General features: G+C 64.7%; 19 protein-coding genes. All 19 read right to left on the reverse strand.

Going from position 1 to position 19,582, the window contains the following annotated elements; genetic code table 11:
- Positions 1-37: 37 nt before the first annotated feature.
- The 19 genes from ACIQT2_RS13130 to ACIQT2_RS13220 all read right to left on the reverse strand — a co-directional run bounded on the left by ACIQT2_RS13130 (position 38) and on the right by ACIQT2_RS13220 (position 19,513).
- Complete coding sequence (locus ACIQT2_RS13130) at positions 38-1,417, reverse strand: S8 family serine peptidase (RefSeq protein WP_402946995.1); 1,380 nt, start codon at positions 1,415-1,417, stop codon at positions 38-40.
- Entirely contained in the window at positions 1,414-2,370 is a 957-nt protein-coding gene (locus ACIQT2_RS13135; RefSeq protein WP_402946998.1) for an exopolyphosphatase, read from the reverse strand. Before ACIQT2_RS13135 ends, ACIQT2_RS13130 begins: the two co-directional genes overlap by 4 nt.
- The gene (locus ACIQT2_RS13140) at positions 2,367-3,056 is read right to left on the reverse strand and encodes a DUF501 domain-containing protein (RefSeq protein WP_402947001.1); all 690 of its coding nucleotides are present in this window, start codon (positions 3,054-3,056) and stop codon (positions 2,367-2,369) included. Before ACIQT2_RS13140 ends, ACIQT2_RS13135 begins: the two co-directional genes overlap by 4 nt.
- Before the next feature lie 68 nt (positions 3,057-3,124).
- Complete coding sequence (locus tag ACIQT2_RS13145) at positions 3,125-3,976, reverse strand: septum formation initiator family protein (protein WP_402947004.1); 852 nt, start codon at positions 3,974-3,976, stop codon at positions 3,125-3,127.
- A gap of 169 nt (positions 3,977-4,145) precedes the next feature.
- Positions 4,146-5,426, reverse strand: a complete 1,281-nt coding sequence (gene eno / locus ACIQT2_RS13150; protein WP_387433287.1) for a phosphopyruvate hydratase — start codon at positions 5,424-5,426, stop codon at positions 4,146-4,148.
- 120 nt (positions 5,427-5,546) lie between these two features.
- Positions 5,547-6,224 (reverse strand): MazG nucleotide pyrophosphohydrolase domain-containing protein, encoded by a 678-nt coding sequence (locus tag ACIQT2_RS13155; RefSeq protein ID WP_402947007.1) that lies wholly within the window; start codon positions 6,222-6,224, stop codon positions 5,547-5,549.
- Entirely contained in the window at positions 6,208-7,350 is a 1,143-nt protein-coding gene (locus ACIQT2_RS13160) for an adenosine deaminase (RefSeq protein ID WP_402947010.1), read from the reverse strand. Before ACIQT2_RS13160 ends, ACIQT2_RS13155 begins: the two co-directional genes overlap by 17 nt.
- A gap of 29 nt (positions 7,351-7,379) precedes the next feature.
- Positions 7,380-8,063 carry a DedA family protein gene (locus ACIQT2_RS13165; RefSeq protein ID WP_402947467.1) on the reverse strand — a complete coding sequence of 228 codons (684 nt, stop codon included), beginning with the start codon at positions 8,061-8,063 and terminating at the stop codon, positions 7,380-7,382.
- Between the two features lie 193 nt (positions 8,064-8,256).
- Positions 8,257-8,925, reverse strand: coding sequence for a DedA family protein (locus ACIQT2_RS13170; protein WP_400330734.1), 669 nt, complete (start codon positions 8,923-8,925; stop codon positions 8,257-8,259).
- An 11-nt stretch (positions 8,926-8,936) separates the two neighbouring features.
- Positions 8,937-10,247: a thymidine phosphorylase gene (locus ACIQT2_RS13175; RefSeq protein ID WP_402947013.1), complete on the reverse strand. Its 1,311-nt coding sequence runs from the start codon at positions 10,245-10,247 to the stop codon at positions 8,937-8,939.
- Positions 10,244-10,642: a cytidine deaminase gene (locus ACIQT2_RS13180; protein ID WP_402947016.1), complete on the reverse strand. Its 399-nt coding sequence runs from the start codon at positions 10,640-10,642 to the stop codon at positions 10,244-10,246. The genes ACIQT2_RS13175 and ACIQT2_RS13180 overlap by 4 nt, the downstream gene beginning before the upstream one ends.
- A 3-nt stretch (positions 10,643-10,645) precedes the next feature.
- Complete coding sequence (locus ACIQT2_RS13185) at positions 10,646-11,935, reverse strand: ABC transporter permease (protein ID WP_402947019.1); 1,290 nt, start codon at positions 11,933-11,935, stop codon at positions 10,646-10,648.
- Positions 11,932-13,278 carry an ABC transporter permease gene (locus tag ACIQT2_RS13190; protein WP_402947021.1) on the reverse strand — a complete coding sequence of 449 codons (1,347 nt, stop codon included), beginning with the start codon at positions 13,276-13,278 and terminating at the stop codon, positions 11,932-11,934. The genes ACIQT2_RS13185 and ACIQT2_RS13190 overlap by 4 nt, the downstream gene beginning before the upstream one ends.
- Complete coding sequence (locus tag ACIQT2_RS13195; protein WP_402947024.1) at positions 13,265-14,788, reverse strand: ABC transporter ATP-binding protein; 1,524 nt, start codon at positions 14,786-14,788, stop codon at positions 13,265-13,267. Before ACIQT2_RS13195 ends, ACIQT2_RS13190 begins: the two co-directional genes overlap by 14 nt.
- Positions 14,789-14,914: 126 nt before the next feature.
- A complete protein-coding gene (locus ACIQT2_RS13200; protein ID WP_400331623.1) occupies positions 14,915-15,982 on the reverse strand; it encodes a BMP family protein in 1,068 nt (355 codons plus the stop codon).
- A gap of 266 nt (positions 15,983-16,248) precedes the next feature.
- Positions 16,249-17,274, reverse strand: a complete 1,026-nt coding sequence (locus ACIQT2_RS13205) for an NADP-dependent oxidoreductase (protein WP_402947027.1) — start codon at positions 17,272-17,274, stop codon at positions 16,249-16,251.
- Positions 17,271-17,702: an organic hydroperoxide resistance protein gene (locus ACIQT2_RS13210; protein ID WP_400330713.1), complete on the reverse strand. Its 432-nt coding sequence runs from the start codon at positions 17,700-17,702 to the stop codon at positions 17,271-17,273. The genes ACIQT2_RS13205 and ACIQT2_RS13210 overlap by 4 nt, the downstream gene beginning before the upstream one ends.
- 47 nt (positions 17,703-17,749) lie before the next feature.
- Complete coding sequence (locus ACIQT2_RS13215; RefSeq protein ID WP_400330710.1) at positions 17,750-18,184, reverse strand: MarR family winged helix-turn-helix transcriptional regulator; 435 nt, start codon at positions 18,182-18,184, stop codon at positions 17,750-17,752.
- 123 nt (positions 18,185-18,307) lie between these two features.
- The gene (locus ACIQT2_RS13220) at positions 18,308-19,513 is read right to left on the reverse strand and encodes an amidohydrolase (RefSeq protein WP_402947030.1); all 1,206 of its coding nucleotides are present in this window, start codon (positions 19,511-19,513) and stop codon (positions 18,308-18,310) included.
- Between the last annotated feature and the right edge of the window lie 69 nt (positions 19,514-19,582).

Here is a 19,582-nt window from a genome sequence, read left to right on the forward strand (position 1 = left end):
AATCCAGAGTACAGCACTTTGTGAAAATCTTCACTAGCTACTTCTTCGCGGGTGGATCCACCACTTCCACGGCCCCCGTTTCGGCCTCTTCCGGCACCGTCGGCGGGTTTTTGTAAGCACGCCGCAACTGCAGCGCTGCGCCCGTAATAATGGCGGCGAAAAGGCCACCGAAACCAAGCACGACGGCGGCAGGCAGGGCGTCGTCGACGCCCGCCGGCGTCTTCGCCGAAGGAACGGTGGGGTCGGCCAGCGTTGGAGGCGCACTCGTCGGGCTGGCCACCGGGGCTTGCGAAGGTGTGCTGAAGTCGCCACGGCGGTGCACGCGGATCCAGTCCGCGATGGAGCCCAGGGGGTTCACGGAGGTGGTGGGCACGTCGCCCTTCAACGCAGCCTCGGCGTCCAGGATTCCGTAACCGTAAATGGGGTCCTTGCCTGGGGCGCCGGCATCCTTGGCCGTGCTGACGATCCTGTTGACTACCTGCTTGGCGCTCATGTCCGGCCACTTGGAGCGGATCAATGCGGCCACGCCGGACACGATCGGGGCAGCGCCCGAGGTGCCGGCCCATTCGGCGTACCCACCACCCGGAACGCCACCTACGAGGTCTTCAGCGGGAGCCGCTACGCCAATGCTGATGCCCTGCGACGAGGAGTCGACACTGGCCTTTCCGTCACTGTCGAGGCCGGCCACGGTGAGGACACCGGGAATGGTGGCCGGTGCACCCACCTGGACGTTGCCGCCCACGCGGTTGCCCGCGGCTGCGACGATCACCACGTCCTTCTGCTCGGCGTACAGGAACGCGGCATCCCAGCTTTGCGGCCAATCAGGAGACGTGCTGCCCAAGGAAATGTTGATGACCTTGGCGCCGTTGTCCACTGCCCAGCGAACGGCCACGGGAATTTGTTCCTGGTCCGTCTTGCCGCCCGGGTTGGGCGAGCCAAGCCACGTGGAAACGGACAGGATGTCAGCCTCGGGGGCTACGCCCACCATGCCATCCGGTCCCCCTGCAGGCGGAACCGTAGGGGTCGCAGGCGGAGAAGCGGTGGGCGAGGCAGTCGGCGTCGTGTGGCCGCGTCCGGCCAGCATGGTGGCCACCAGGGTTCCGTGCTCCGGCTTTGCCCCGATGCTCTTCTGGCCGTTGGCGGCTCCGGCTCCGGAAGCATCGGCCCCGCCCGTCACCACGCCCTTGAGGTCCGGGTGGTTGCCGTCGACCCCGCTGTCGATGACGGCAACTTTGACACCGGCGCCCTTGGAGACCTGCCAGGCATTCGTGATGCCTGAGTCCTTGAGCCACTGCTCCTTGTCACGCCAGGAATCTGCCATGGCTGAAGGAGCGGAGGCCAATCCCCCCACCAGGGATCCTCCGGCCAGGAAGGCAGCCAACGAGGCCGAAAGGAGCCGCCTGTGCCGCATGGTCATGCAACTCCCCGGATACTGAGCGCGATGCCATCAAGGATGTCGTGCTCGCTGGAGGTAGCCCCCTGGATACGGCCGTCACTGGCCTGGCCCAGGCGCCACAGAATCCTGCGCCACACCAACGCACCTGCACCGATGACGTCCACCCGGCCGGGGTGCATGTAGGGCAGGGCAGCCCGCTCGGACCTGCTCATTTCCAGCAGGCAGGTGGCGGCATCGCTGATGGTCTCAATGTCCAGGTATGCGCCGTGGATCTTGTTGGGCTGGTATTCGGCCAGCCCAAGGGCGTGCGCGGTGATGGTGGTGATGGAACCCGCCACGCCAACCACGGCTGTGGCGCGGCCAAGCGGTACCGTTTGTGCCGCGAGATCCAGGGCAGCGTCGACGTCGGCCTCCGCAGCGGCGATCTGGGCCGCCGTCGGCGGGTCGCTCGTGAGGTGCCGCTCGGTCAGCCGGACGCACCCGATATCCACCGAACGGGCGGCTATCACTCCGTTCGCGTCGCCCAGGACGAATTCTGTACTGCCGCCGCCCAGGTCAGCCACCAGGACAGCGTCGTCGCCCTTGATGGGCAGGACACTGCTGGCTCCGGCAAATGACAGTGAAGCTTCCTCGTTACCCGAGATGACTTCGGGGGCAACCCCCAGCAGGTCCCGGATGCCATCCACGAACACCTGGCGGTTGCGGGCATCGCGGGTAGCGGACGTGGCAACGAACCGGACAGATCCGGCTCCGTGGTCACCGATGAGGGCAGCGTAGTCCTTGGCCGCGGCGAACGTGCGGTCCAGGGCCTCCGGTGCGAGTTCGCCGGTAGCGTCCACACCCTGCCCCAGGCGCACCACGCGCATTTCCCGGACGACGTCGGTCAATGGACCTGCCGCACTGTCAGCCGACACATCGGCGATCAGCAGGCGGATGGAATTGGTTCCGCAGTCAATGGCGGCAACGCGGCTCATGTACGCTCTTCCGTCGATTCCGGGGTGGAAAGGGAGGTCTTCGATTTCCGGACCGGGGCAGGCCTGCCCACGATGTCCGGCAGGCCCTGCGGGCCGTGGCGGCTGAGGTCCCTCGATGGGGTCTCCCCCGCGGTGTCCCAGGCGCCGTCGCAATAGCAGCGGTCCTTGGTCCACCACTCGGAGATGGCCTCCAGCGCCTCGTCGCCCAGGGGGTTCACCCCGGGACCGGCGGCCAACGAGTGCCCCACGAGCACGTGCAGGCACTTGACCCGGGTGGGCATGCCGCCGGCAGAGACGCCGGCGATTTCCGGAACGGCTCCGGTTCCGGAACGTTCGGCAATCCCGTTGCGCGCCTGCAGGTAGGCGTCGTGGGCACCGTGGTACGCGGCGGCCAATTCCTGGTCCTCGACCAGGCGATCGTTCATCCGGTTCATCAGGCCACCTGCCTCCAGCCGGGAAACAGCCGAGGTGATCACGGGATGCGTGAGGTAGAACGTGGTGGGAAACGGTGTTCCGTTGCTGAGCCTCGGTGCCGTTGCCGCAACCAGCGGGTTGCCGCACACGCAACGCGCGGGGATCTCCACCACGTCACGGACGGGCCGGCCAAGCTGACGGCTCAGGACATCGAGGTCATGTGCTGATGGCTGGCGGGATTCCTGCGGCATTGCTGCCGTGTTCTCTTCCACTTGCGCTGCCAACCTTCCTGCCCTTTTGGTCGCCTCCCGTCAGGGCACGACGGCGGCGGGCACCGCGTCTAGTCTGTTGCCGATCGTCTGATGGACTCCCAAAGTGCATCCACCCAAGGCAGGTTTGCCGGGTTCGCAGATGATCCGGAGCCGGTGCGGCCCCCAGTGGTTCCAGCGGCTTCATCCCCGCCAAATACCCAGTAACCCGTTTCACCCGGCATAACCATGTTAATGCGGTCGCGGGCCTGCTGCTTCACATAGTTGGGGTCCTGCCACCGGGAGAGCTGCTTGTTGAGGTCCGCCTGCTCGGCTTCCTTGCTGGCGATTTCGGCTTCCAGCGCCGAGATTTCGGAGCGCTTCTCCAGGAAAATCTTCACCGTCGGGGCCAGCATGATGGTGATCGCAATCATCACGACGGCCAGCGCCAAAACACGGCCGGAGAACGCCTTGGCCGGTACGGGATCGCTCGCCGGCGTCCCTTGAGATGCCTTGTCCTTGGCGCCGGATCCGGTGGCCGGGGCTTTTGTCGCGGCCGCTGCCGCGCCGGTGGACGTCGGTTTTCCGGCAGTCGAAACCCGTGGACGGACGGGCGTCCTGGGCGCACCGGGCCTGCGGGGGCCGGCAGCCTGGCCGTGGGCCTCAACGCGGGGAGCGGGCTTGGCGTTCGAACCACCTGCGGCGCTTGCGCGGGTGGCGCCGAACTCGGCCTCGATGAGGTCGCCGCCTGCCTGGCCCGCAGGACCCTGGGCCGTAGCACCCTGGCCCGCAGGACCCTGGCGCGCAGTCCCCTGGCCCGCAGAACCCTGGCGCGTGGGCTCCGGGGCAGCCGGGGTCTTCCCCGGCCCTTTGCCTGAAGTGGCCTGACCTGACGGCCTGCCGAGGGCATCAGCCTTGGGTACCTTGGGACGACGGGTGGCCATGACACTCCTGTAATGCCCGGTGCTTGCCTGGCGGGTTGCTGCGCTTGCCCTGCGCCTGGGTACGTGACCGAAGTCCTGGTGCGCCCGCGGTTCAGCAGGCAAGCGTTAAACAGAACCGGTGGCTATGGTCTTTCCACCATAGCCACCGGTCAGCTGTTTTCGCTGAAGGCTAGCCCTTGAAACGCGGGAAAGCGCTGCGGCCGGCGTAGCGTGCGGCGTCGTCGAGTTCCTCTTCGATGCGCAGGAGCTGGTTGTACTTGGCAACGCGCTCGGAGCGGGCCGGGGCACCGGTCTTGATCTGGCCGGCGTTGGTGGCAACGGCGATGTCGGCGATGGTGGTGTCCTCGGTCTCGCCGGAGCGGTGCGAGGTGATGGTGGTGTAACCCGAGCGCTGGGCCAGGGAAACAGCGTCCAGGGTCTCGGTCAGGGAACCGATCTGGTTCACCTTGACCAGGAGCGAGTTGGCCGTGGCAGCGTCGATGCCCTGCTGCAGGCGGACCGGGTTGGTGACGAAGAGGTCGTCGCCAACCAACTGGACCTTGTCGCCGATCGTGTCGGTGAGGGTCTTCCAGCCTTCCCAGTCGTTCTCGTCCAGCGGGTCCTCGATGGAAACCAGCGGGTAGTCGGCAACGAGTCCGGCGTAGTAGGCGCTCATCTCGGAAGCGCTGAGGGCCTTGCCTTCGAACTGGTAGGCGCCGTCCTTGTAGAACTCGGAGGAAGCAACGTCCAAGGCCAGGGCGATGTCCGTGCCCGGGGTGTAGCCGGCGTTCTTGATGGCTTCCTGGATCAGGTCCAGTGCAGCGCGGTTGGACGGCAGGTTGGGAGCGAAGCCACCTTCGTCGCCCAGACCGGTGGAGAGGCCCTTCTCCTGGAGGACAGCCTTGAGGTTGTGGTAAACCTCGACACCCCAGCGCAGGCCCTCGGAGAAGGTCTCTGCACCGATCGGGGCGATCATGAATTCCTGGATGTCGACGTCGGAGTCTGCGTGCGAACCACCGTTGAGGATGTTCATCAACGGAACCGGAAGGACGTGGGCGTTCGGGCCGCCGAGGTACTTGTAGAGCGGCAGGTCGGCCGAAGCGGCAGCAGCGTTGGCAACGGCGAGGGAGACACCGAGGATGGCGTTGGCGCCCAGCTTGCCCTTGTTCGGGGTACCGTCGAGGTCGATCATCGCCTGGTCGATGCTGCGCTGGTCCGTGGCGTCGAAGCCGATCAGGGCCGGGGAGATTTCGTCGATGACGGCGTCTACGGCCTTCTGGACACCCTTGCCGAGGTAACGGCCCTTGTCGCCGTCGCGGAGCTCAACGGCCTCGTGCTCACCGGTGGAGGCACCGGAAGGAACTGCTGCACGGCCGATCTGGCCGTCGGAGAGCAGGACCTCAACTTCTACAGTCGGGTTACCGCGGGAATCAAGGATCTCGCGTGCGTGGATGGCATCGATAAGCGCCATGGATGTGCTCCTTATGGTGAAGCGATTTACAGGAATCTAGAGGGGAATTCTCGACGTCCTCGTCGCTACTAGCGTAGTCGAGAGTGGCTTAGGTTACGGAACGGCTTCCAACCGCTCACGTCATGAAGGCCGGCCTTGGCCGTCCTGGAACGTTCGCACTGCCCCGCGAAGGGCCCGCTCGGCGTCGAGTCCTTGGTCCCGGGCACCGGCGACGATCGCCAGCAGCAGCTCACCGAGTGCCTCTTCCGAGGCCGGGATGGCAGGAACCACGACGCCGGCCTGGGCACCTTGCGCTTTGACGGCAAAACCCGCGCGGGCGGCCCTGTCCAAGGACTTCTGTGCCGCTGCCAAAGCTGGAAGGTGCGGCGGGATGCCCTCGAAAGGATCGGTGCGCTCCGGCTTCTCCGCCCGTTTTGCTGCATCCCACTTCAGGATGATTTCCTCCACCGTTGCGGGGAAGGTGTCCTGGAGCGTGCCGTCGGCCTTGAAGACGTGCCGGTTCCGCCGGATCATTTTTGCGTTGATGTCCCGCGCAACCGCCGCGAAGTCAAAGCTGCCGCGCTCCTCGGCGAGCCGGGCGTGCAGCACCACTTGAAGCAGCACATCGCCCAGCTCGCCGCGAAGCTCGTCATCAACAGCTCCCGCCTCGATGGAGTCCACCACTTCGTAGGCTTCCTCGATCAAGTACTCCACCAGCGATTCGTGGGTGAGCGCGCCCATCCACGGGCAGTGTTCCCGAAGAGCGGCGATTGTTCCGATCAGCGTGTCGAGGCTGGATTTGTCAGCCGAGGTTGGCATAGGCGTCGTTGATGTACTCCACCAAGGCTTCGCGCTCGTCCAGCGGCAGGAACGCTGCCTCGGCGGCGTTGAGCGTCAGCTCGAGCAGATCATCGAGGTCGTAGTCGAAGGTCTCCACCAGGAGCTCGAACTCGTCCGTGAGGGTGACGCCGCCCATGAGGCGGTTGTCCGTGTTGATGGTGACGTTGAAGCCCAGCTGGAACAGCATGTCCAGCGGGTGGCTCTCGATGCCCTCGCCGAAGTTGGCGATGGCACCGGTCTGCAGGTTGGAGGACGGGCAGATTTCCAAGGCGATGCCGCGGTCGCGAACCCAGCCGGCCACGTTGCCGAGGGTCACCAACCCAACGGTGCCTTCGCCGCCGTCGTCCGTGTCTTCCTCGAACTCGACCGTGATGTCCTCGGCGATCCGGACGCCGTGTCCCAAGCGCAGGGCGCGGCCGTCAACCAGCGCGGACTGGATGCTGTCCAGGCCGGCGGCCTCGCCCGCGTGGACTGTTGCCGGGAAGTTGTTGGCGGCCAGATAGGTGAAGGCTTCCTTGAAGCGGGAAGGCAGGAAACCATCCTCGGCACCGGCAATGTCGAAGCCAACGGCACCCTTGGTGCGGTGGCGGACGGCCAGCTCGGCGATTTCCTGGCCTCGGTCTGCATGGCGCATGGCGGTGATGAGCTGACCCACCTGGATCTGCTGTCCGCGCTCGTCAGCGGCTGCCACGCCGGCTTCAAGCCCGGCCTGGACGGCTTCCACAACCTCATCAAGGCTGAGGCCCTTCTGCAGGTGCTGCTCCGGGGCCCAGCGGACTTCGCCATAGACCACTCCGTCTTCGGCCAGGTCCTCGACGAACTCCTGGGCCACCCGGAAGAGGCCTTCCTTGGTCTGCATCACGGCAATGGTGTGGTCGAAGGTCTCGAGGTAGCGGACCAGGGAACCGGAGTCTGCGGATTCGCGGAACCACTCACCCAAAGCAACAGGATCCGTTGATGGCAGGGTGTGTCCGACGGCCTCCGCCAGTTCGATGATGGTGGCGGGCCGCAGTCCTCCGTCCAGATGGTCGTGGAGGGAAACCTTCGGCAGGCTCTTCAGATCGAAGTCGAGGGCAGGGGCAGCGTCAAGAATTGGCTCAGTCACGTACCCAACTGTAGGGGGACGGCAGGTGCTTAGCCAGCAGGCTTGGAACGGTCGACGCCGGCAATCGCCTTGGCGCTTGCGTCTGGCGCGGGAGTGGTCCCGTGGGCGGCAGCTTCCTTGGCATGGTCCTTCTTTTCGAGGTACTTGTGCCACCAGCGCAGCACGTGGTCCACGACGATGCCAAGGACCACGGCGAAGGCCACGGCAATACCGACGCCAAGCAACGGGTTGTGGTGAACCCATTGACCGGCGAGGAGTCCGATGCCGATCGAGTAGCCAACCCAGGTGATGCAGGCAAAGGCATCAAGGAAGAAGAAGGTCCGGTGCCGGAATCCGGTCTGCCCTGCCACGTAGTTGACAGCCACACGTCCCCACGGAATATAGCGTGCCGTGAAGATCAGGACGGCTCCGCGCTTGTCCAGCTCGTACTGGGCCCATGCGAACATCTTCTGTACCTTGGGGCGGCGCATCCACTTCCAACGCGTCAGGCCGATCTTGCGGCCCAGCATGTAGGCCATGTTGTCACCGGCCATGGCTCCAATAAGCGCAGTGGTCCCCAGGATCCAAAGGTTGGGTTCCCCGCTGTGAAGGGACAGCGCCGAGAGGCCAACAATTGCTGTTTCGCTGGGAAGGATGGTGGCGAATCCGTCGATGAAGAAGAACACCAGGAGCACCGGGTAAATCCAAGGCTGCCCGGCTGCATGCTCGAGCATTTGGTTCAAAAACTCCACGCGGCGGTAGCTCCTAGATGAATATGACTTGACACTGTGACGGAAGTCGCTCTTAGTGTCCCATGGCCGGGACGTCGTTCGCTACGCCCCAGCCTCGGGATCACACAATTAACGCTATAGGCGCGGGTGTTGTTCCGGCGTCAACCGGCGGGGTGATCTTGCCCTGTTTCGGGTCTCATACCTTGGGTGGAGGCGGGGCGCTCTCCCCCGGCTGGATCTCCGTCTCGGGGATGTCCTTGCCGTCCAAAGGCACGGAGCCCCGGACCTTGCTGATGATGCGGTCGATGACGATGCCCAGGATCACGGCAACCACGATCGCGATGACGGCGCCGAGCAAATGGTTGTGCTCAAACCACACACCGAAGAAGTAGCCAAGGACCACCGAGTAGCCGGCCCACAGGACGGCTGACAAGGCCGTCAGGGCCACGAAGCGCCGGTGGTTGAAGTGGGTGGCTCCAGCCGTGAGGTTCACCGCGACGCGGCCGATCGGGATGAACCGCGCCACCATGATCAGCGAGGCGGCCCGGCGTCGCAGTTCCTTGCCCGCCCACCGGAAGGCACCTTGCATGCGCTGGGTCCGCATCCAGCGCCACCGCTGGATGCCGATGCGGCGACCGATCAGGTACGCGATGTTGTCCCCGGAGAAAGCACCCAGCGCTGCCACCAGGGCCAGCAGCCACACGTTCGGTGAACCGCTGCTTCCGGAGACAGCGCTGAGCCCTACCACCACCGATTCGCTGGGGATCGGCGGAAAGAAACCGTCGATGACGCAACAGGCCAACACCAGGAACAGCACCCAGGGCTGCCCGGCTGCGGCGAGGATGAAATCGTTGATGGCCTGCACAGGAATTAAGCCTAGGCGATCCTGTCGATAATCAGTCGCCGGGCCGGGCGGGAACCCTCCGGCGCAATCACCACGGCATCCTGCAACGCCTCCTTGGCACGGCCGAATTTCTCCGGAGTATCCGTCAGGAGCGTCATGAGCGGCTCACCGGCCCGGACCAGGGCACCGGGCTTGGCATGGAGCCGTACGCCAGCCGCCGCTTGGACCTGGTCTTCCTTGCGGGCCCGCCCGGCGCCGAGCCGCCACGCAGCCACGCCCACAGCGAGTGCGTCCAGTTCCACCAGCACGCCATCTGCCGGCGCGTAGACCACCTCGGATTCCCGGGCTACCGGCAAGGCTGCCCGGGGATCGCCACCCTGGGCTTCGATCATGCGGTTCCACACGTCCATGGCCCGGCCGTCCTTGAGCGCGGCGGCGGGATCGGCGTCATGGATTCCCGCACCCGCCAACATCTCTTCGGCGAGCCGGACGGTCAGTTCGACGACGTCTTCCGGACCACCGCCGGCAAGGACCTCTACTGACTCTTCCACCTCAATCGCGTTTCCCGCGGTCAGGCCGAGCGGGGTGGACATGTCAGTCATCAGCGCAACGGTGTGCACGCCGGCGTCCTTGCCCAGGTCCACCATGGTCTCCGCAAGCTCCCGCGCCTTGGCCTCGTCCTTCATGAAGGCGCCGGAGCCCACCTTGACGTCGAGGACCAGGGAGCCAGTGCCCTCGGCAATCTTCTTGCTCATGATCGAGGAGGCAATGAGCGGGATCGCTTCAACAGTCCCTGTCACGTCGCGGAGGGCATAGAGCTTTTTGTCCGCCGGAGCCAGCCCCGATCCCGCCGCGCAGATCACTGCGCCGACGTCCTGGAGCTGGGCCATGATCTCCGCATTACTGAGGTTGGCCCGCCATCCGGGGATGGCTTCGAGCTTGTCCAACGTGCCGCCGGTGTGGCCCAGTCCGCGGCCCGAAAGCTGCGGAACGGCCACCCCGAAAACAGCCACCAACGGCGCCAACGGGAGCGTGATCTTATCCCCGACCCCACCGGTGGAGTGCTTGTCGCTGGTAGCCTTCCTGCCGCCGTCGGGCGTTGTCAGCGACGAAAAGTCCATCCGCTCCCCCGAGGCGATCATGGCGGACGTCCAGCGCGAGATCTCTTCCCGGTCCATGCCGTTCAGGAGGATGGCCATATTGAGCGCCGCCATCTGCTCCTCGGCAATGACGCCCCGGGTGTAGGCATCGATGGTCCAGTCGATCTGTTCGGGCGTCAAAGTGCCCTTGTCCCGTTTGATGGTGATGATCTGGACGGCGTCAAACGCTTCGGTACTGGTCACGTGTTTTCCTCCAGGTGTTCCGGACCGAAGGCGTCAGGCAGCACCTGGTCCATGGTTTTGATGCCTTGGGTGGTCATGAGCTGCATGCCGGGTGCGCGGAATTCGTACAGCAACTGGCGGCAGCGGCCACAGGGCATCAAGATGTTCCCTTGGCCATCCACGCAGTAGAAGGCCGCGATCCTGCCGCCGCCGCTCATGTGCAGTTGCCCCACCAGCGCGCATTCCGCGCACAAGGTCAGGCCGTAGCTGGCGTTCTCCACGTTGCAGCCGCTGATGATCCGGCCGTCCTCGGTGAGGGCCGCAGCCCCCACCGGGAATTTCGAATACGGTGCGTAGGCCTTGGCCATGGCCTCCTTGGCGGCGTCCTCCAGGACCTGCCAATTGACATCGCGCATCGGTCAGCCCTTCACGTACGGTATGCCGCTCGCGGCCGGTGGCCTCGACCTGCCCACCAAGCCGGCGACGGCGAAGATGGTCACCAGGTACGGCAGCATGGCCATGAACTGGCTGGGCACCGGAGTTCCGATGATGCCCAGGATGGACTGCAGGTTGTACGCGAAGCCGAACAGCAGCGAGGCCAGGAAGGCGCCGATGGGGTTCCACCGGCCGAAGATCAACGCCGCAAGGGCGATGAAGCCTCGACCGCCGGAGATCTCCTTGGTGAACGAGTCGATGGTCACCAAGGTGAAGACGGCGCCACCGATGCCGGCAATGGCACCACCCAAGGTCACGTTCCAGAAACGGGTGGCGTTGACGTTGATGCCCAGGGTGTCTGCTGCCTGCGGGTGCTCACCCACTGCACGGACACGCAGGCCCCAACGGGTCTTGAACAAACCGAACCACACCACGGCCACCGCGATGTACATGAGGTAGCCGGCGATCGACTGTTCAAAGAGGATGGGGCCAATGATCGGGATGTCCGAGAGCAACGGAATCGGAAGGATATCCAGGCGCCCGGGGGTATTGAACTGGTCCTTGTTCGGAGCCATGACTGTGCCGAACAGGAAGCCGGTGAGGCCGGAGACCAGGACGTTCAGGACAACGCCGACAATGATCTGGTTGACGAGGTACTTGATGCTGAACACAGCCAGCACCATGGACACCGCGGCACCTGCCGCCGCAGCAGCAAGCAGGCCGATGTAGGGGCTGCCCGTCACCGTGGCCACGAGCGCGGCCGTGAAGGCTCCGCCCAGCAACTGGCCCTCAATGGCGATGTTAACCACGCCAACCCGTTCGCACAGGACGCCGGACAACGAACCGAACACCAAGGGAACGGCCAGCGTCACGGAACCCGCCACCAAGCCGGCAAGGGAGATGGACGGCTGGCGTGCGCCGGCCACGATCCACACGAGCAGGGCGAAGACGAACACCACGGCGAACGCGATCGGCAACCACTTGGGCGAGCGTTCCCCGCGCGTCCAGAGGTAGATCGAGAAGGCCGCCATGGCCAGCAGCAGGATGGCCAGTACCACCCCGCCTACCTGGCCGAGAATCATGAGGGCCGGAACCTGGACACTGTCGCCGGGATCGCTGATCTTCATTTCGGCAGTCTGTCCGGGGCCGAGCAGTCCGAAGAACACCAGGGCCAGCAGGGCCAGGACACCCAGGGAAACAGGAACCTTCAACGAGGGGCGCGTGCCCGGCAGTGGGGTTGCTCCAGCCCGGGGAGCGGTGGTTGTTGCGCTCACTTGGCACCTCCGGTGGCAACGGCGGCATGCAGTGCCGCTTTCTTGTTTTTCTTCTTCTTACTGTCCAGCCGGAAGAGGGACCGGATCAGGGGCGGAGCGGCGATGAACAGGACGATAAGCGACTGGACCACCAGGACAATGTCGATCGGTGTGCCGGTCTGGATCTGCATCTGGACTGCACCGGCCCGGAACGCGCCGAACAACAGGCCCGCGAAGAAGGTACCCCACGGAGTACTGCGGCCCAGCAGGGCAACCGTGATGGAGTCGAAGCCGATCTGGGCGGCAACGCCACCAGTGAGGACCTTCTCCGTTCCGGCAACCTGGGCCACACCACCGAACGCTGCCAGGGCTCCCGCAAAGGCCATCACCAGGATGGTGGCGCGGGGAACCTTGACGCCGGCAGTCCGCGCCGCGGCGGGGTTGGCGCCGACAGCGCGGAATTCAAAGCCAATGGTGGACCGGTTCAGCATCCACCACACCCCGTAGGTCAGCAATACGGCCACGAGGAAGCCGAGGTGGAGCCGCGAACCCGGGATCAGTACCGGGTAGGTCGCCGATTCGTCCAGCCTTGGCGAGATGGGGCTGTTGTCCCCCGGCCGGCGGAACGCTGCCGTGTTGAGGAGGAAGTCCAGCAGGAACAGGGCAACATAGTTCAGCATGATGGTCACAATGACCTCGTGCGCGCCCGTCCGGGCTTTGAGGACACCAACGATTCCACCCCACACGGCGCCACCGAGGACGCCCATGATGATGACCACCAGGAGGTGCAGGCCGAAGGGCAGGTGCCAGGTGAAGCCCACGTAGGCGGCGAGGGTGGCGCTGATGATGATCTGCCCCTGGGCGCCGATGTTGAACAAACCGGCACGGAAGGCCAGGGCAACGCCCAGGCCGGCGCAGATGAGCGGCGTAGCCACGGTCATGGTTTCCAGCAAAGGCATGAAGCCCTGGCGGGTGTTGAACACCGCGCCTTGGAAGAGCGCCACGTAGCTCTTGGTCATGGCGTCCCACAGGGCCAGCAGGAAGTCGGTGGGCCGGGCGAAGAAGTAGCCGGCGGTCCTTGCCACGCGGGCATCCGTACTGGCGATCAGGAGGCCACCGAGGATCAGTGCCACGATCACGGCGAGGACGGAAACGAACCCGTTGCCCATGACGATCCTGCGGAACAGGCTCCCCTGCTGGTGCCCGATATCCCCGCTCTGCGAGGAGACCGGAACGATTGATGGCTCCAGGGTGCCGCCTGCTGTGTCCAGGGCGACGTCCGCCGCCTGGGCATCAGCGGTGGATTCCTGGGGTGCTGCGTCCTTCTTGGACTGGTCGCTGCTGGTCTGGTCACTGGTTGTCATCGGAGCCCCCTTCCGGGCTGACGCCGGCCATCATGAGGCCGAGGGTGTCGCGGGGAGTCCCGGCGGGAACGATGCCCACAAGCTTGCCCTTGTAAAGCACGGCGATGCGGTCTGCGAGTTCCATGACTTCATCGAGCTCCGTGGAGACGATCATCACGGGTGTTCCAACATCGCGCTCGGCGACGATGCGCTTGTGCAGGAATTCAATGGAGCCAACGTCCACGCCACGGGTGGGCTGGCTGGCGATGAACAGCCGCAACGGGCGGGACAGTTCACGGGCCATGACCACTTTTTGCTGGTTGCCGCCGGAGAGGGTTCCGGCCGCGGCACCTGCCGACGGAGTCCGGATATCGAACTCCTCGATCTTGGCCTTGGCATTGTCTGCCACCTTGGCGGGCTTCATGCTCACGCCGCTGGCGAAAGGAGCCTGGTCATACAGGTCCAGGACGAGGTTTTCGGCGACGGAGAAGGGACCCACGAGGCCGTCAACCGTCCGGTCTTCAGGAACAAAGCCAACACCTGAACGCAGGACATCCTTCACCGGCAACCCCAGGAGCTGCTTGCCGTCAAGGGTGACGGAACCGGTGACGTGTTCCTGCACTCCGAGGATCGCCTCGGTAAGTTCCGTTTGTCCGTTGCCTTGGACACCGGCGACGGCGAGGATCTCGCCTTGGGCGATATTGAAGCTGATTCCATCCACCACGTTGGTGCCGTTGGGGGCACGGACCGTGAGATTCTCGACGACGAACGTGGTTTCCTTGGGCTGGGCGGCCGCCTTGTCCAGGCTGAGGCTGACCGGACGGCCCACCATCATGGAGGCAAGTTCGGTGGCCGAGGCGGTCGGCGGAGCATCGCCCACCACCTTGCCGCGGCGGACCACGGTGATGACGTCCGAAACGGCCTTCACTTCCCGCAGCTTGTGGGAAATGAACACGATCGAGGTCCCGCTGGCTTTGAGCTGGCGCATGATGTCCAGGAGTTCATCGGTTTCCTGCGGCGTCAGGACCGCCGTGGGCTCATCCAGGATGAGTACCTTGGCTTCGCGCACCAGCGCCTTGATGATCTCCACGCGCTGCTGGACACCTACCGGCAGGTCTTCCACCAGGGCGTCGGGATCCACGTCGAAGCCGTACTTCGCCGAGATCTCGCGGATCCTGCGGCGGGTTTCATCCATGCTGAGGACGCCGCCGAAGGACGTCGGCTCCGCACCGAGCGCCACGTTCTCGGCCACGGTAAACACCGGGACCAGCATGAAGTGCTGGTGCACCATGCCGATTCCCGCCGCCATGGCGTCGCCAGGGCCGCGGAAGTTCACGGGCTGGTCATCCACCAGGATTTGTCCGGCTGTAGGTTCATAGAGCCCGTACAGCACATTCATGAGGGTTGATTTTCCGGCACCATTCTCGCCGAGGAGGCAATGGATCTGGCCGGATTCGACCACGAGGTCGATGTCTTGGTTGGCGTAGAAGCTCCCGAACGCTTTCGAGATCCCCTTTAATTCGAGTTTCACAACTCCCACCGTTCTTTGAGTCCGAGGGACGGCTGCACTGCTCACTACCTATGGCAGCAGCCTACGTCAGGGCAAAAACGAGCCGCCAGTACCGCGGAACGGTACTGGCGGCGCGTCCAGGAGTTGCTACTTCTTGGGGCTGGCCGCCGATTCGACTTTCAGCTTCCCGGAGATGATGTCCGCCTTCAGGGCGTCGAGTTCGCTCTTGGTGTCGGCGGAGATGGCCGAGTCAAGGTCGTGGAACGGGGCGATCGCCACGCCGTCGTTGGCCAGCGTGCCAACGTAGGCTTCGTTGCTGAACTTGCCGTCCTTGTCGTCCTTCACCACGGTTTCCACCGCTTCGCCCATCTGCTTGACCACGGAGGTCAGCATCAGGTCCTTGTACTCGGGAGCGGTGAGGAAGCCATCGGAGTCAACCCAGATGAGCTTGACGTCCTTGCCGGCGGCCTTGGCTTCCTTGAGCGCAGCGCCTGCACCCTTGCCAACAGGTCCGGCCACGGGCATCACGATATCCGCGCCCTGGTCCAGCAGGTTCTTGGTGATCTGCTTTCCGGTGTCCTGCTTTTCGAAGTCACCGGTGAACGAGCCGTCCTGTGTGGCCTTGTCCCAACCCACGACCTGGACGGTCTTGCCCTTGGCCTTGTTGTAGGCCTGGACGCCGTCGTAGAAGCCATCCATGAAGATGGTGACCGTGGGCAGCTTGATGCCGCCGAAGGTTCCCACCTTGCCGGTCTTGGTGGCCGAGGCAGCGGCGTAGCCCGCCAGGTAGGCGGCCTGGGCGGTGTCGTAGACAACCGGTTTCACGTTGGCGATGGGGGTCTGGTACGAGTAGTCGATGATGGCAAAGTGCTTGTCGGTGTTCTTCTCGGCAGCGGCCTTGGTTGCGTCACCGAGGAGGAAGCCGACAGTGATGGTCATGTTGCAGTTGGCCGAGACCATGCCGTTCAGGTTGGTCTCGAAGTCACTGTTGGCCTTGGACTCCGCGGACTTGGTGTTGATGCCCAGGTCCTTTTCGGCCTTCTTGAGGCCCTCGAAGGAGGACTGGTTGAAGGACTGGTCGTCAAACCCACCGGAGTCGGAGACGATGCAACCGGTGTAGTTGCTGGCGGTATTGCTGGCGGAGCCGGCGTCGGGAGCCTGTCCGCAGCCGCTGAGCAGGAGCGCGCTGGCGCCCAAGGTGGCCACACCGGCCATCGAACCGCGCTTCAGGGTGGCACGCAGTGGTTTCTTCAATGTTCCTCCAGGAAGAAAGTGATGATCGCTACGACTGGTGGTCAATGAGTGTCCGTTTCCAAAACCCCGGGGCAGAAATTCTGTTTTCACTGATGCTTCGCAGCATTGCGCCGTAGCGCATTGATAACCACCACCCTAGTGGCGTACACCACACGGAGATAGCACAAAGCCGGCCCCTGCCCCAGATCGTTGACTTTTTGTTACCAATCAGTAGGCAGGGGCGTGCGTCACAGGCGGACCAGCATCTTTCCGGTGTTCATTCCGTCCAGCAGATCGATGAAGGCACGGGGCGCGTTTTCCAGTCCATCCACGATCGTCTCGTCATAGCTCACGGTCCCATCAGCCAACCAGCCGGCCATCTTCTGCCGGAACTCCGCAGCATGCTGCCGCTGGCCGCCCACCAGGAAGCCGCGAAGCGTCAGCTGCTTGCCAATGGCCACGGCGAGGTTCCGCGGCGCTGCCGGTGGCTCGGTGGAGTTGTACTGGGCAATGGCCCCGCACATGGCGACCCGACCGCCAACGTTGAGCGTAGCCAAGGCCGCCTCAAGGTGCTCGCCGCCCACGTTGTCGAAGTAGACGTCGATCCCGCGCTCCCCCGCCGCCTCCCGCAACTGCTCCAGCACGGGGGCATCGTTGTAGTTGAAGGCGGCGTCGAAGCCGAGCTCCAACAGCCTGGCAACCTTGGCTGCCGAGCCCGCACTGCCAATCACCTTGCCGGCGCCCATGGCCTTGGCGATCTGTCCCACCATGGAACCCACGGCACCGGCAGCACCGGAAACGAAGACGACGTCGCCTTCCTTGAATTCGGCCACCTTGAGCAGTCCGGCGTAGGCAGTCAGGCCGGTCATGCCCAACGCCCCGAGGAACGCCGATGCGGGCGCAAGCCCCGCCGGCACCGTGGTGGCCGTTGCGGCGTCAACCACCGCGTGTTCACGCCACCCCAGTTGATGCACGACGACGTCACCCACCTTGTGCGCGTCCGAACGGGACGCGATCACCTCACCCACCGCACCGCCGTCGAGCGCTGCATCGATGCGGAAGGGCGCCGAGTACGACTTGGCGTCATTCATGCGGCCCCGCATGTAGGGATCCACGGACATGAACTGGTTCTTCACCAGGACCTGGCCGTCTTCCAACTGGGGAAGCCCAGCCTCGGCCAGGCGGAAGTTGTCCGGAACAGGCCTGCCGGAAGGCCGGGAGGCGAGCTGGATTTCGCGGGTTGCGGCAGGAAGCTCCTGCGTCAGGGCGCTCATGCTGCGAACTCCACGAGCTTGAGGTCCACGGCGATGTTGCCACGGGTGGCATTGGAATAGGGGCAGATCGTGTGCGCCTTGGCCATGAGTTCCTCGGCCTTTTCCTTGCCCAGGGCGGGCAACGCGATTTCGAGTTCGGCGGCCAGGCCGTAGCCTTCGCTGTCGGTCAAGGCTCCGAAGTGGATCTTGGCGGCGACCGCGGAGTCCGTCAGGTCAACGCGTTCCTTCCGGCCCACCAGGCGCAGCGCGGAGTGGAAGCAAGCCGCGTATCCGGCCGCGAACAACTGCTCCGGGTTGGTTCCCTGGCCGTTGCCGCCCAGTTCCACCGGGCTTGCCAAAGCCACGTCAAGCTTGCCGTCGTTGGTGCGGGCGTTGCCGTCGCGGCCTTCGCCGGAGGCAAGGGCCTCAGCTGTGTAGAGGGTCTTCATGGGTAGTGTCCCTTTCTGGTGTGAAATCTTCTTCTCGTTCGAAGTCTTCAGAGTGACTTCTGCAGGGCCGCAGTGAGTTTGCCGAGGGTGGCGTGCAGTTGCTGGATCTCCGCGGCAGACAGTCCTGCGGCGTCCGCGAGGCGCTGCGGAACGGCTTCTGCACGTTCGCTCAGCCGGCTCCCCGCCTCGGTGAGGACCACGTCAACACGGCGTTCGTCCTCGGCGGACCGGTGGCGCTCCACGAGGCCGAGTGCCTCAAGGCGCTTCAGGAGCGGTGACAGCGTCCCGGAATCCAGGCCGAGCTCGGCCCCCAACTCTCGTACGCTCCGCGGCTCCTGCTCCCACAGGACCAGCATCACCAGGTACTGCGGATACGTCAGGCCCAGATCGTCCAGCACGGGGCGGTAGACCGCCGTCGCGGCCTTGGATGCCGAGTACAGCGCAAAGCAGACCTGGTGGCGGAGGCGGGGAGCATCACTCATGGGTAAAACGGTAGCGCACAATTGAATTGTGCACAACCTAATTACCGCCGCGTGCACCCAACTGAGGGACAGATCACGCTCCACTGAACGCTCAGTGGGCCGCCACCTGTCCCCCAGTTGGGTTTAGTTCTGGAGGTCCCGGATGGTCCGGAGAGCCGCAGCCGACAGGACGCGGACCGCGTAGCCCAAGGCCCGCTCGTCCACGATGAAATCGCCGCGGTGGAGGTCGTACTCCTCGCCGCCGGGCGTGTGGGTGCCCAAGCGCATCATGGCGCCGGGGAGGTCCGCGAGGAACCATGCGAAGTCTTCGCCACCCATGGACTGCGGGGTCAGGACCACCGCGTTCTCGCCAAGTTCCGCCCGGGCAGCCGCCTCGATCAGCGCCGTCTCGTGCTCGGAGTTGACCACGGGAGGAACGCCACGGGTGTGTTCCAGGTGAACATCCACGCCATACGGGGCAGCAACCTGCTTCACGACGTCGTCCAGCAACTCTCCGGCGCTGTGCCACGCATCGCGGTCCAGGCAGCGCATGGTCCCGGCCATGTAGCCGCTGCCCGGGATGGCATTGGGGGCTGAGCCCGCAGAGATCTGCCCCCACACCACGGAGACCCCGCTGCGAACGTCAACTCGGCGCGACAGGACGGCCGGGACGTTGATGGCGATCTGCGCCAGCGCGAAGACCAGGTCTTCGGTCAGGTGGGGCCGGGAGGTGTGCCCGCCGCGGCCCGTCAGTTCGATCTTGATGGTGTCCGACGCCGAGGTGATGGCGCCAATGCGCGTGCCGATCTGGCCAACATTGATCCGGGGATCACAATGCAGCGCGAGGATACGGGGAACACCCTGCAGCACTCCTTGCTCAATGCAGGACAACGCACCGCCGGGCATGGTTTCCTCGGCCGGCTGGAAAATGATGCGGACCGTGCCGCCCAGCGGGTTGTTCTTGTGCATGCGCTGCAGGGTCAGGGCAATGCCGAGCATGGTGGTGGTGTGGATGTCGTGGCCACACGCATGCGTCACCCCGTGGTTCTTGGAGGCGAACGGCAGTCCGGTTTCCTCGATGATCGGCAGCGCATCGATGTCGCCGCGGAGGGCCGTGGCAATGGGGCCTTCCCCCACATCCACCGTCAGGCCAGTGTTCTCGAGGCGGCGCGGCTTCAATCCGGCGGCCTCGAGCCGCTCCACGAGCTTATCCGTGGTGCGGAACTCCTTGAAGGAAAGTTCAGGGTGCGCGTGCAGGTCCCGCCTGAATTCGATGAGTCCGGGCAAGAGCTCGTCAACCCAAGGACCTACAACAGGAGTGGGCTCGGTTTCAGTCGTGTAATTGCGCACGTCACAACTCTAGCCATGCACGGCCCCGGAAGAACGAAAGCCACCTCTTGGTTACGCTGCGTTCAGGCG

The organism is Paenarthrobacter sp. NPDC090522 (assembly GCF_044769225.1).
GTDB lineage: Bacteria > Actinomycetota > Actinomycetes > Actinomycetales > Micrococcaceae > Arthrobacter.